Source organism: Micromonospora sp. CB01531, assembly GCF_001905095.1.
Classification (GTDB): Bacteria; Actinomycetota; Actinomycetes; order Mycobacteriales; family Micromonosporaceae; genus Micromonospora.
In genome coordinates, this window is the sequence record NZ_LWLS01000063.1 from 81,750 (window position 1) to 94,116 (window position 12,367).

General features: G+C 72.3%; 11 protein-coding genes. 4 read left to right on the forward strand and 7 right to left on the reverse strand.

The window, feature by feature from the left end; all coding sequences use genetic code 11:
• Positions 1–4: 4 nt before the first annotated feature.
• The 6 genes from hypF to A6A27_RS14820 form a co-directional block, all read right to left on the reverse strand.
• Entirely contained in the window at positions 5–2,284 is a 2,280-nt protein-coding gene (hypF, locus tag A6A27_RS14795) for a carbamoyltransferase HypF (protein ID WP_198940307.1), read from the reverse strand.
• Positions 2,285–2,293: 9 nt separating this feature from the next.
• On the reverse strand, positions 2,294–2,959 hold the full coding sequence (locus tag A6A27_RS14800) for a D-sedoheptulose-7-phosphate isomerase (RefSeq protein WP_073835173.1): 666 nt from the start codon (positions 2,957–2,959) through the stop codon (positions 2,294–2,296).
• Between the two features lie 156 nt (positions 2,960–3,115).
• Entirely contained in the window at positions 3,116–3,355 is a 240-nt protein-coding gene (locus A6A27_RS14805; RefSeq protein ID WP_198940308.1) for a HypC/HybG/HupF family hydrogenase formation chaperone, read from the reverse strand.
• Positions 3,352–3,966, reverse strand: coding sequence for a D-sedoheptulose-7-phosphate isomerase (locus A6A27_RS14810; protein WP_073835174.1), 615 nt, complete (start codon positions 3,964–3,966; stop codon positions 3,352–3,354). Before A6A27_RS14810 ends, A6A27_RS14805 begins: the two co-directional genes overlap by 4 nt.
• A 10-nt stretch (positions 3,967–3,976) precedes the next feature.
• Positions 3,977–4,354, reverse strand: a complete 378-nt coding sequence (locus A6A27_RS14815; RefSeq protein WP_073835175.1) for a helix-turn-helix transcriptional regulator — start codon at positions 4,352–4,354, stop codon at positions 3,977–3,979.
• Between the two features lie 170 nt (positions 4,355–4,524).
• Positions 4,525–5,784 (reverse strand): L,D-transpeptidase, encoded by a 1,260-nt coding sequence (locus tag A6A27_RS14820; protein ID WP_073835176.1) that lies wholly within the window; start codon positions 5,782–5,784, stop codon positions 4,525–4,527.
• A 530-nt stretch (positions 5,785–6,314) separates the two neighbouring features.
• Here A6A27_RS14820 and A6A27_RS14825 point away from each other — a divergent pair.
• From A6A27_RS14825 to A6A27_RS14835, 3 genes are all read left to right on the forward strand, one after another.
• Positions 6,315–7,562 (forward strand): D-alanyl-D-alanine carboxypeptidase family protein, encoded by a 1,248-nt coding sequence (locus tag A6A27_RS14825; RefSeq protein WP_073835177.1) that lies wholly within the window; start codon positions 6,315–6,317, stop codon positions 7,560–7,562.
• A gap of 55 nt (positions 7,563–7,617) precedes the next feature.
• Positions 7,618–8,040, forward strand: coding sequence for an acyl-CoA thioesterase (locus A6A27_RS14830; RefSeq protein ID WP_073835178.1), 423 nt, complete (start codon positions 7,618–7,620; stop codon positions 8,038–8,040).
• Positions 8,041–8,282: 242 nt separating this feature from the next.
• Positions 8,283–8,720 (forward strand): PPC domain-containing DNA-binding protein, encoded by a 438-nt coding sequence (locus A6A27_RS14835; RefSeq protein WP_073835179.1) that lies wholly within the window; start codon positions 8,283–8,285, stop codon positions 8,718–8,720.
• Positions 8,721–8,729: 9 nt separating this feature from the next.
• Here A6A27_RS14835 and A6A27_RS14840 read toward each other — a convergent pair whose 3' ends face one another.
• Positions 8,730–10,385: a hypothetical protein gene (locus tag A6A27_RS14840; RefSeq protein WP_083672607.1), complete on the reverse strand. Its 1,656-nt coding sequence runs from the start codon at positions 10,383–10,385 to the stop codon at positions 8,730–8,732.
• Between the two features lie 687 nt (positions 10,386–11,072).
• On the opposite strand from A6A27_RS14840, the gene A6A27_RS14845 reads away from it, so the two are divergent.
• Entirely contained in the window at positions 11,073–12,356 is a 1,284-nt protein-coding gene (locus tag A6A27_RS14845) for an NRAMP family divalent metal transporter (RefSeq protein ID WP_083672608.1), read from the forward strand.
• The last annotated feature ends 11 nt before the right edge of the window (positions 12,357–12,367 follow it).

The following is a 12,367-nucleotide window of genomic DNA, read 5'->3' on the forward strand; positions in this document are numbered from 1 at the left end:
GAGGTCAGGTGGCCGGCACGGCCCGGGCCGCGGCCACCGCGGCCTGTCCGAGCGAGATCCCACCGTCGTTGGGCGGCACCCGGGAGTGCACGAGCACCCGGAATCCGTCGCGCTCCAGCCCGCCCACCACGCGGTCGAGCAGCAGCACGTTCTGGAAGACCCCACCGGAGAGCGCGACCGTGGCCAGGCCGGTGCGCTCCCGGACGGCTCCGGCCGCCGCGACCACGGCGTCGGCCAGGCCGTGGTGGAAACGGGCGGCGATCCGGCCGGGGTCCACCCCGGCGAGCAGGTCGTCGACCACGTACCGGACCAGATCGCGGCCGGCATCGAGAAGCGGCACCGGGCCGGTCGCCGCGACCGGGTAGCCGCCCCGCTCGTCGGGATCGGCCCGCTGCTCCAGGGCGATCGCCGCCTGCCCCTCGTACGTGACCCGGTCGTGCAGGCCGAGGATCGCCGCGACGGCGTCGAACAGCCGGCCGGCGCTGGAGGTGCGCGGCGAGTTCGTCCCGGTGCGCCCCAACGTGACCACGGTGGGCCAGTGCCGCTCGTGCCGGCGCCGCACGGCCAGGTCGGGCACGGCGTCGCCGTAGATCTCGTGGAGATGGGCCGCGGCCATCCGCCATGGCTCGTGCACCGCAGCGGTGCCTCCGGGCATGGGGACCGTGGCCAGGTGGCCGACCCGGTCGAAGCCGGTCAGGTCCGCGACGAGCAGCTCCCCGCCCCAGAGGGTGCCGTCCGGGCCGTAGCCAAGACCGTCGAAGGCAACGCCGATCACTGGTCCGGGTTCTCCGTTGTCGGCCAGGCAGGACGCGATGTGGGCGTGGTGGTGCTGGACGCCGAGCAGCTCGACGTCGTTGCGCTGCAGCGCGTACTTGGTGGACAGGTACTCGGGATGCAGGTCGTGGGCGACGACCTCCGGCCGGACGTCGAAGAGCCGGGTGAAGTGCGCGATCCCGTCGGTGAACGCCCGCAACGTCTCGTAGTTCGCCAGGTCGCCGATGTGGTGCGACACGAACGCGCGCCGCCCCTTGGCCACGCAGAAGGTGTTCTTGAGCTCCGCGCCACAGGCCAGCACCGGCCGGTCGAACCGCCAGGGCAGGGTGATCGGCGCGGGCACGTAACCACGGGACCGCCGCACCGCCAGCTCGCGGCCCCGGAACACGCGTACCACCGAGTCGTCGGCGCGGACGTGGATCCGCCGGTCGTGGGTGAGGAAGGCGTCGACGATCGGGGCCAGCCGCCGGCGGGCGTCGTCGTCGCGGTGCGCGATCGGCTCGTCGGAGACGTTGCCGCTGGTCAGCACGATCGGCATGCCGAGCCGGCCGAGCAGCAGCTGGTGCAGCGGCGTGTACGGCAGCATCACGCCCAGGTCGCGGTTGCCCGGCGCCACCGACGCGGCGACCGGGGCGTCGGCGCGGCGGGGCAGCAGCACCACGGGACGGCGGGCCCCGGTGAGCACCGGCACGGCCGCCGGCGCCACGTCGACCAGGGCGCGCGCCGCCCGCAGGTCGGCGGCCATCACCGCGAACGGTTTCTCCTCGCGGTGCTTGCGGGCGCGCAGCGTCGAGACGACCCGCTCGTCGTCGGCCCTTGCGGCCAGGTGGTAGCCGCCGAGGCCCTTGACGGCGACGATCCGGCCGTCCCCCAGCCACCGGACGACGGTGTCCACGGGGTCGCCGGAGACCGGGGCGCCGTCGGCGTCGACGAGCCGGAGGGCTGGACCGCAGGCGGGGCAGCACACCGGCTCGGCGTGGAAGCGGCGGTTGCCGGGGTCCGCGTACTCGACGGCGCAGTCGGCGCAGAGCGGGAACTCGGCCATCGTGGTGGTGCGGCGGTCGTACGGGACGTCCTCGACGATGGTGAACCGCGGGCCGCAGTTGGTGCAGTTCGTGAACGGGTAGCGGTGGCGCCGGTCCGCCGGGTCGGACAGCTCGGCGAGGCAGTCCGGGCAGGTGGCGGTGTCGGGGGAGATCAGGGCTTCCCGGCCGGTGCCGGTGACACTGGTGACGATGGTGAAGCCGGGCTGGCCGGTCGGCGGGACCGGCTCGGTGGTGAGCCGTTCGACCTGGGCGAGGGTCGGCGCGCGGCGGCTGAGGTCGGCCACGAAGTCGGCCAGCCGGTCCCCGTCGCCTTCGACCTCGACGAAGACGCCGGCGGTGTCGTTGCCGACGAACCCGGCCAGGTCGTACTCGGTGGCCAGCGCGTGCACGAACGGCCGGAAGCCGACGCCCTGCACGATGCCCTCGACGCGGACGTGCACCCGCCGCACACTGGTCAGTTCCATGGTTCCGGATCAGCGGTCGTCGGCCAACGCCTGCTGGGTGAGTTCCCAGAGCACGTGGTAGACCGTCGTCTGCGCCTCCTGGACCCGGTGCACCGAAGGCGACGGCACCACGAACAGGTGGTCGACGAATTCGGATTCCGCCATCCGGCCGCCGTCGTACCCGGCGATGCCGATGGTGAGCATGCCGCGCCGGGCCGCCTCCTCGAACGCCCGCAGGACGTTGGTCGACCCGCCGCTCGTGGACAGCCCCACCACGATGTCCCCGGCGCGGCCGAACGCCGCCACCTGGCGGGCGAAGACCACCTCGAACCCGACGTCGTTGGAGAGTGCGGTGATCAGTGCGACGTCGTGGGTCAGCGAGATCGCCGGCAACGGGCGGGCGGCCGTCGGCGGGTGCAGGAACAACTGCGCGAGGTCCTGCGCGTCGGTGCTGCTGCCGCCGTTGCCCAACGCGAACAGCGTGCCGCCGGCACGGAAGGCGTCGGCGCACCGGCCGGCGCAGTCGACCAGCCGCTGCCCGTGCTCGGCGACCAGGGAGTCGCGGAGGGCGACGATCTCCGCCGCCTTCTCGGCGGTGGACCTCGCCACCGCGGCCAGCACCGCGTCCACGTCGGTCGGCCGGGTGTCGAGGAACGGATAGAGCGACCCGATCGCACCCTCCACCCCCGCGCTCATGACGGCACTCCACTGCGCTCCATGCCGCCATGAGGCACCACCGCACTGTGCTGACGACTCGCTCGCTGACGCTCGCTCATGACGGCACTCCGCTGCGCTCCGTGCCGCCATGAGGCACCACCGCACTGTGCCGATGATTCGCTCGCTGACGCTCGCTCATGGGCGCCTCTCCACCACGGCGATGGCCTCCTTGGCATGTACGAGCACCACGTCGCCCGGTCCCGCCTCGACCAGGGCCACACTGACCTCCTCCGGGCCGGCGTCCGTGTCGACCACGGCCAGGCCGTCGGCCAGCAGTTCCCGTACCCGGACGGCAACGGCCACGTCGGAACAGGTGATGCACACGTCGCCGTGGCACGCCGGTACGGCTGGCGCCGGCGGTGGGTGCGCGGTCACCGGACCAGCTCCGGTGCCAGCAGTCCGGGCTGCTCGAAGAACACGTGCACCAGCTCCCACAGGATGTGGTAGGTCGTCACGTGCACCTCCTTCACGATGCACGGGTCGTCGGAGCGGGCGACCACGACGTGGTCGGCGACGGCGTCCCGGGCGAGGTCGCCGCCGTCGCCGCCGACCAGCCCGACGGTGAGCAGGCCGAGGTCGCGGGCCGTCACCAGGCCGCGCCGCACGTTGGCGCAGCGACCGTCGACGGACAGGCCGAGCGCGATGTCCTGCGGGGCGGCGAGCAGGCGCAGCTGGGCCGCGAACACCTCGTCGAAGCCCTCGGCGCGGGCGATCCCGGTGAGGGTGGCGGCGTCGTTGGTCAGCGAGATCGCCGGCAGTGCCCGCTTGCCCACGATGACCGGGTGGACGAACTCCACCACGACATGCTGGGCGTCGGTCGCCGGCCCGCCGTTGCCGAAGACGATCAGCTTCCCGCCCCGGTGGAAGCGTAGGGCCATGTCGTAGCAGGCCCGCGCGATCCGCCCCGCGTCATCGGCGAGCGCCTGCCCGGGCGCCACCCGGCGGGCGAACGCGCGGTCAACTGCCGGTATCACGGGCGACTCCATGCTCCTCCGTTCAGTGGCGGGCGGCGGCGTACCGCTCAGGGTGGCCGGCCCGCGTCCCCTCGAAGGCACCCGCCGCGCGTCGCAGGCAGGCACCGATGACCTGGTCGAGCTGCGCCAGTCGGACCGTCCAAGACCGGAGATCGTGGCGGCCCTTCGCGGTGAGTTCGTAGCACCGGCGCGCCGGTCCGGCCCCGGTCGTCTCCCACACGGAGATCACCGACCGGTCGCGCTCCAGGCCGCGCAGCACCCGGTAGACGTGGCCGGGTTCCACATCGGGCATCCCCATGGCACGGAGCCGGTCGATCAGGTCGTACCCGTGACCGGGCCGTTCGAGGATCAGGAGCAGGAGGAACGGATGCAGCAGACCGCGCAGCTCACGTCCGTGCATGCCAAACCCTCCCCGACGCAGGGCATCCCTTCTGTGGCAGCTAAACACACTTACTGCAGAAATACGGAGGATTGCCCGGTTCTCGGCGACCCACAGCAAGCGCCGCGACCCGCGGCCGGATGCTCCGGCCGCGGGTCGCGGTGCCATCGTGCGAAAGGTGTACGCCCCGATCAGCCGCCGCTGTTGGAGCGGGCGGGGGCGGGCGCCGACCCGCCGGCCACCACGCCCGGATGCGGCGTGGCACTGACCGTCGGCTTCAACCCGGCCGGTACGGGCAGCGCGCTGCCCTTGGCGAACTCGTCCCAGCCGACGTTCCAGGCGGTCCAGCCGTTGCCCTGATCCAGCGTCACCTCGGTGCCCTTGACCGTCACCAGGTCACCGACCTGCGTGATCCGCATCAGCCAGTCGGCGTTGGCGTTGGAGACGTTGGTGCAGCCGTGCGAGACGTTGGTATAGCCCTGGTCCCCCTCCGACCATGGCGCGGCGTGGATGAACTCGCCGCCGTTGGTGAGCCGCTGCGCGTCCTCGACGTCGACGATGTAACCGCCGTTCGGGTCACCCATCGTGTTGAACGTCGTGTACTCGAACTTCTCCATGATCACCATGTTGCCGCTCGAGGTGGGCGTGCTGGACTTGCCGAGACTGACCGGGACCTTCCGCAGCAGTTTGCCGTCCTCGTAGACCGACATCTGCTTGCTGGCGTTGTCGATGTCGAGCGAGACCTGCCGGCCGATCTTCGAACTCCCCGAACGGTCCGCGTCCCCGATGGCGTCCTTGCCGATCGGCAGGCCCTCCAGCGCACTCCGCACGCTGATCTTGGTGCCCGGCTTCCAGAAGTCCGGCGCCCGGTACTCGACCTGCTTGCCGTCGGCCAGCCACGACCAGGTACCCGGCTGCGGCGGATCCGTCTTCACGAACAATCGCCGCTGCACGTCCGCCCTGGCCTCTTTCGGAATTGCCGGGTCGAACGTGACGACTACCGGCATGGCCGTCCCGTACGTCTGATCCCCGGTGAAATTCAGGACACTTGTGACTGCCGTTCTGGTCGATTTGGCCATCGTCGTGAACGTCGTCTTCTGCGTGGTCGTCCGCCCCTTTTCACCGGTCGCGGTCACCTCCGCCGTGTACGTCCGCGAATTCTGCAACGGCCGCGTCGGCACCCAGCTCGACCCGTCCTCCCGCGGCTCGGCCGGCACCTGCGCGCCCTTGTCATCGGTCAACCGCACGCCGGTGATCTTCCCGTCCTTGACGGCGGTCCCCACCTCGGCGCTGACCGGCACGTCCCGCGCCTGGTCGCCGGGCGTCACCGTCAGCTGCGGTGGTGCCGCCTGCTTGGCACCCGGCAAGCGGTCGGCGGTGCACCCGACGAGGACCAGCGGTGTGGCCGCGATGGTCACCGACAGCAGCCTCAATCGCCGCCTCAGCTCCATATTGTCCCCCCGTTCATGGCTTTCCCTCCGCCCACATTCTCACTGGGACGCGAAGCCATATGCGCGATTTCGGCAGACTGCTTGGATCAGGCTCACGGAAACATCTCCCGTGGTTTCACCAACCGGCAGAAATGGGCCGGACACTTTCGGTTCGCGACGCATTCCGACAGAAAGAGCGAAACGCTGCTCGCCCATCCCGTCCCGACCCGCTACGCCCGGCGTTTCCGCTTGCGCGACCTCGGTCCGGAAGCCGCACCCGATTCCCGGTGATCCGGATCGGCTCCGACTCGGTCGCCGTGCGCCGGTTTCGTCAGGAACACACCGATCATCGGGCGGCTCGGCGCATCCACCCCCGACGCCACTGTGCTTTAGACTGCCACGAAACCGGACCTTCAGGAGAAAGCTTCACGAATGTGGACAAGATAACCCGAAGGTGGGCGGCCACCCCGATGCCCGGATTCTCGCCGCTCCCGGGACCAGTTTCGGCAACCCGACCGGGCCCGCCTGGTCGGCGATTACGGTGCATTGACGTGACCATCTTTCGCATTGCCGCCGTCGCGTTCAGCGCCTTCCTGGCCGCGCCCACCGTGGTGGTCGGGTCACCGGGGCGGGCCGAAGCCGCACCGTACGTGCCCTGCCCGGCGGTGAAGCCGCCGGTGCCGCCGCCCGCCGCACCGGCTCCGCCACCGGTCGGTCCCGACGATCAGTCGATCGGTGGAGATTCGCTGGCCACGACGGGTCTAGCCATTCCCGCAGGTGCTCCGATGGCACCGGCGGTGACCGCCACCTCGTGGCTCGTGGCCGACCTGAACACCGGCGCGGTGCTGGGTGGCTGCGGCCCGCACGAGCGCCGCACGCCGGCCAGCGTGCAGAAGATGCTGCTGGCCGCGGCCCTGATGCCGCGCCTGGACCCGACCCAGATCGTGGAGGTGACCCGGGCGGATCTGCAGGATCTCGATCCGGCCAGTTCCCTGATGGGGGTGGTCCCGGGCGGCCGTTACTCGGTCGAGAGTCTGTGGCTCGGACTGCTCCTCAGGTCGGGAAACGACGCGGCCAACGTGCTGGCCCGCGTGGGCGGCGGCCCCGCCGGCCGGCCGGGCGGCGTACAGGCGATGAACGACGAGGCGCACCGGCTGCAAGCGAACCAGACCCACGCGGCGACCCCCTCCGGCCTGGACGGCCCCGGTCAGTACACCAGCGCGTACGACCTGGCGCTGATCGCGCGGGCCACCTACGCCCGTGAGGACTTCCGCCGGTACATCGCCACCCGGGTGGCGCAGATTCCGGCCGAGGCGGGAACCGAGGGCTTCGCCATCACCCACGACAACACCCTGCTGGACCACTACCCCGGGACGCTCGGCGGGAAGACGGGCTTCACCGACCTGGCCCGGCAGACGTACGTGGGTGTGGCCGAACGCAACGGCCGGCGGCTCGCGGTGACCCTGCTCGGCGCGGAGACCGCACCGCTGGGGAGTCTGGGCGAAGCGGCGGCGCTGCTCGACTGGGGCTTCGCCCTCTCCCCCGACGCGTCCGTCGGCCGCCTGGTCACCCCAGACGAGAAGAAGGACGACCATCCGCTGGTCGCCGGCAAGAGCGAGCGGCAGGGCCGCACCGGGATCCTGTCGGCGTTCTCGCTGCCGGTCGTCCTGGGCCTCAGCGCCGCCGTCGTACTGATCGTCCTGGCCCTGGCGGCCGGGCGGTGGCGCAAGGCTGTGCGCCGGTCAGCCGGTCAGCCCGCCGGACGATCGGGGCGTGACCGGGTCGGTTCCGAACCGTAGGCGAACCACACCGCCGCGCCGGCCGATGTCGCCGAATCTGGCTACGCTCGCGGGCATGGGAGATCCGTTCCGGGTACGCATCACCGCCCGCGGTTACGAGCTCGACACCCAGGGCCACCTGAACCAGGCCGTCTACCTGCAGTACGCCGAGCACGCCCGGTGGGAGTGCCTACGGGCCGCCGGCATCTCGCAGGACCGGCTCCTCGCCAGCGGGGTGGGACCGGTCGCCCTGGAGGTCACCGTGCGCTACCTGCGGGAGCTGCGGGGCGGGGACGAGGTCGACGTGTCCTGCGGTTTCCGTTGGGGCGAGGGGAAGACCTTCCACCTCGACCAGGACTACACCCGCGTCGACGGCACCCCGGTGGCGAGACTGACCGGGGTGGGTGGGCTGATCGACCTGTCCGCCCGGCGACTGGTACCCGACCCCCGGAAGCGGTTCCGGGAGCTGGCCACCGACCCGAGGCCGCTCAACCTGTGACGCCGCGGGTCTCCCGTCGACGGCGACCCGGCCGCCCGCTGGCCGGCTTCTTCCCGCGACCGCGCCGTTCACGCCACCAGCCGCGGCGGGCACGGGTCGTCCAGGGTCGCTCGGTCTTACCGCCACCGGAGGAGATGCCCGTTGCCTACGCTTCGGGAAAGGACTCTGCCGGACGGGACCGCGGCGCACCTGCCGCCGGATGACCGGAGACCAGGAGCTGGTCCGCACAGGGAGATTCGCGAATGAGACTGCGGGAGGTACGCCACCAGACCGGACGGGTGCTGGTGGTGGTCTGCGACAAGGAGGAGGAGGCGGTCACCACCATCGGCGCGGCGCTGCGGGAGCACGGGCTGCTCGCCGCGCGGGTGTCCGCGGTGGGCGGGTTCGCCGACGCCGAGGTCGGCTGGTTCGACCGCAACGCCGGTGACTACCGCCGCATCCCGGTCGCGGAGCAGGTCGAGGTGCTCTCGCTGCTCGGCGACGTCGCCGCCAAGGACGGCGAGCCCGCGCTGCACGTGCACGCGGTGCTGGGACGGGCCGACGGCAGTACGGTCGGTGGGCACCTGCTGCGCGGCCGGGTGTGGCCGACGCTCGAGGTCATCATCTCGGAGGTGGCGCCGGAGTTGGCGAAACGGGTGGATCCGGAGACCGGTCTGGCCCTGATCTCCGCGGCCCGTTGAGCCACGGGGTCACCGCGTCCGCAGCCGGGTGACCAGGTCGCGTACCGCGTGCTGGTAATCCTCGTCGTTCGGGTCGAACGTGTGTCCGTGCACCGGTGGCGGCACGGTGTCCCCCGGTGGGGTCAGCAGGCCGTGCGGGTCGCGCACCCGCTGATCCACGAGGCGGGCCGCGGCTTCCCGTGCCGCCGGTTCACCCGCCGCCGGTGCGGCCGGTTCCGGGGAGAAGACCCAGCCGCCGATCCAGTCGGTGTCCCGCCACAGGTTCCGCCAGCGCCACCGCACCCGGTCGCCGATGTCGTGCAGCGTCCCGGGGCCGAGGTACGCGGGGAACACCACGCTGTAGAGGCGGCGCAACGGATTGGCGTCGGTCAGCAACGCGACCCGGTCGAGGCACGCCGGCTCCAGTTGCAGCACCACGGCGGCGGCCAGCAGCGCGCCGTGGCTGTGCCCGGACAGCACCACAGCGTCGTGGTGCCGGGTGAGGTACCGGATCCGTCGGGTGAACTCCGGCACCGCCCGTTCGCTGTAGCAGGGCGGGGCCAGCGGGTGCGTGGTGCGGGGCCAGAACGTGGCCAGATCCCACAACACCCCCACGATGCGAACCGCCCTCAACCGGTGGGTGTACGGCGCGGCGACCGCCATGGCGACGGCGAAGAGCCCGGTCAGGTTGGTGCCGAGGTGGCTGAGGTACACCGCAGACCGGGCCAGCGACTCACCACCGATGCGCAGGCCCAGCTCTCTGGGCTCGATGCTCGCCAGGGAGAGCCCGGCGGAGCCGAGGATCAGCACGAAGATCACGGCGTACGCGGCGGGCAGCGGCCAACTCCGGTCGGTCTGCTGCGCTCGGGCGATGACGTCGCGCACCGCGCGGACCCGTGGCTGCGGCTCCGGCGGGGCGTCCGGGAAATCACGGCGCAGGATCTCCATCGCGCCCTGGCGCCGTCGACGCAGCGTCAGCCGGCTGCGCAGGAGGGCGGCGAAGGCGGTCACCAGGACGGCCACGAAGAAGCCCAGCGCGGCCCAGCGATACACCACCGGCGGCAGCAGTGGCGGGACGCCGCCGGGCAACAGTCGGCGGGGGGTGGGGTTCAGGTTCCGGTCGAGGGAGTACGAGGCCGCGTAGAGGACGGCGGACGAGTAGGCCACCCCGAGACCGATGGCGAAGGCGGCGACGACGGGGGCGCCCAGCCCGCCCAGGTAGGCGGGAACACGCTTCCGGCTCCGCTGGCCCAGGACCACCGCGGCGAGGATCAGCATCAGGGCCGCCTGAGCCACGTAGAGCCAGCCGACCAGAGCGGCGTAGCCGGGCAGTTCGGTCCCGGTGGCCCACCCGGACCGGGGCACGGCGGCGTAGCCGACCGCCAGCGCGGTGACCACCAGCATCGCTGCGCGTACGCCTGGATGAGCCTGCCGATCGGTCCGTCCGTGGGGTGGCCGGGCCGGGCCGCAGAGCAGCGCCGCCGCGGCGACGAGCACCATGGTGGCCAGGGCGAGCAGGGCGTAGCCGACGATCCGGTTGTCGTGCGGGGCGATCGCCCCCAGTAGGACGACGTCGATGGTGCCGAACGCGATCGTCACGTGCAGCGCCCGCAGCCGGCGCAGGAGGGCCCAGTTGTCCCAGAAGTCGGGGACGTCGAGGCGCAGGGCGCCGCACCCGCCCGGCACCGTGGTCGCCGAGGCGTCCTCGGGCAGCCGCCACGATCGCGCCCCGAGCCACGAGACGGATCGCCACGGCGGCGATCGGCACCAGGGCGGACAGCGCGAGCCGCTGCGCGGGCTGCAGGTCGGACAGCCACGAGATCGTCCGGCGGTCCGCGGCGCAGTGCTGGTAGGTGGCGCACTGCCAGGCGACGAGGTCGAGCGCCACGCCGACGACCGCCAGCACGTACATCGCGGTCAGCGTGGCGGCGAGCAGCCGGCAGATCGGCGACGGACCCGGCCGGTGCGGGTGGGAGCATCCAGATCGCGATGTTGCTCAGCATGAACGGCAGCAGCAGCACCAGGGAGATGGAGCGGGCGACCCGCCCGCCGGTCAGGCCGCCCCAGCGGTACGCCTCGATGAGCGCCCCGCCCGGTCCGCTCGGATCGCCGTAGCCCGCCTTCGGACGGAAGAAACCGGCGTTCTCGTCGCCGGCGACCCGGGTCACGATCGGCCGGTCGAGGATCCCCTCCGCGCTGGGTCCCCCGACGCCCGGTACCCGCACCTCGGTCGTCCCCACCGGCACCCGCCGTCCCGTCGCCCGCTCGCGGGTACCCGCTTACCCGTTGCGCACCGCCCCACGCCCACCGGACCGGCCCAGGGCTTTCGCGAACTTCGGCACGGGCGCGCCGCCGCGCTGCCAGATTTGACGGATGGGTGATCGCCGGGGTGTCCGAAGCCGGGGTGGCCGGGCGCGCCGGGCGGCGGCGACCGCCGCCGGGTCCAGGTTGCGGTCGCTGGGCCCGGGCCTGGTGTCGGGGGCCGCGGACACGGATCCGACCACGGTGGCGGCGTTGGTCGTGGTCGGGGCGACCACCATGTTCGGGCTGGCCTGGCTGACCCTGCTGATGATGCCGGCGCTGGTGGTGGTGCAGGTGCTCGCCACCCGGGTGGGCGTGCTATCGGGGCGGGATCTGCAACGGGCGGTCCGCGACGGCTACGGCCGGGTGCTGAGCATCCTGTTGTTGGTCTCGATCCTGGGGGTCAACGTCGTGACGATTGCCGCCGACGTCGCCGCCGGGGCGGCGGCGATCGGCCTGCTGGTCGGGGTGGAGTCCCGCTGGCTGGCGCCGGCCTTCGCCGCAGGGGTCCTCGCCCTGCTGCTGCTCGGCAAGTACGACGAGGTCGAGCGGGTCCTCAAGGTGGTGATGCTGGGCCTGCTCGCGTACGGCGCGGCGGCGGTGCTGGCTCACCCGGACTGGCTCGCGGTGGCCCGGGGCAGTCTGGTCCCGTCCATCCCCTTCACCGAGGCCCATCTCGCGGGGGCGCTGGCGATCCTCGGCACCACCCTGACGAGCTACATGTACGTGTGGCAGACGGTGGAACAGATCGAGGAACCGCGGGCCCGAGAACAGCTCCGGTTCCGCGAGTTCGACGCGCAGGTCGGCGGCGGCCTGGCCGCGGTGATCTTCTGGTGCATCCTGGTCGCCAGCGGCGCCACGCTCGGCGCGCACCACCAGCAGGTCGAGACCGCCGAGCAGGCCGCCCAGGCGCTGCGTCCCCTGGCGGGGCCGCTGGCCGGCGTCCTGTTCTCGTTGGGGTTGCTCGCCTCGGCGATCATCGCGGTACCGGTGATCATGGCCAGCGGCGGGTACGTCACCGCCAGCGCCTTCGGCTGGCCGCGAGGGTTGAGCCGCACTCCCCGCCAGGCGCCCCGGTTCTACGCGGTGGTCGTCGCCCAGACCTTGGCCGGCGTCGCCCTGGCCAGCACCGGGATAGGTCCGATCCGGCTGCTGTTCCTGGCGAGCCTGATCGGCGGCATCGCCACCCCGTTGGGGCTGGTCCTGCTCGTCCTGGCCGCCGGAAACCCCAGGCTGATCGGCGCCACCCCGATCCACCTGAGCCTGCGGGTCGCGGGGTGGGCGGTCGCCGCGTTGGTGGCCGCCGTCAGCCTGCTCTTCCTCGCCCAGCAACTCCATCTCGTGCCGGGGGCGTGACGGGTGCCGGG

What these genes read in the sequence shown, in the direction of transcription:
- A6A27_RS14815 (WP_073835175.1), bottom strand. Translation starts at nt 4,354, where the DNA reads ATGCACGGACGTGAGCTGCGCGGTCTGCTGCATCCGTTCCTCCTGCTC.
- hypF (WP_198940307.1), bottom strand. Translation starts at nt 2,284, where the DNA reads ATGGAACTGACCAGTGTGCGGCGGGTGCACGTCCGCGTCGAGGGCATC.
- A6A27_RS14830 (WP_073835178.1), top strand. Translation starts at nt 7,618, where the DNA reads ATGGGAGATCCGTTCCGGGTACGCATCACCGCCCGCGGTTACGAGCTC.
- A6A27_RS14810 (WP_073835174.1), bottom strand. Translation starts at nt 3,966, where the DNA reads ATGGAGTCGCCCGTGATACCGGCAGTTGACCGCGCGTTCGCCCGCCGG.
- A6A27_RS14800 (WP_073835173.1), bottom strand. Translation starts at nt 2,959, where the DNA reads ATGAGCGCGGGGGTGGAGGGTGCGATCGGGTCGCTCTATCCGTTCCTC.
- A6A27_RS14845 (WP_083672608.1), top strand. Translation starts at nt 11,073, where the DNA reads ATGGGTGATCGCCGGGGTGTCCGAAGCCGGGGTGGCCGGGCGCGCCGG.
- A6A27_RS14820 (WP_073835176.1), bottom strand. Translation starts at nt 5,784, where the DNA reads ATGGAGCTGAGGCGGCGATTGAGGCTGCTGTCGGTGACCATCGCGGCC.
- A6A27_RS14835 (WP_073835179.1), top strand. Translation starts at nt 8,283, where the DNA reads ATGAGACTGCGGGAGGTACGCCACCAGACCGGACGGGTGCTGGTGGTG.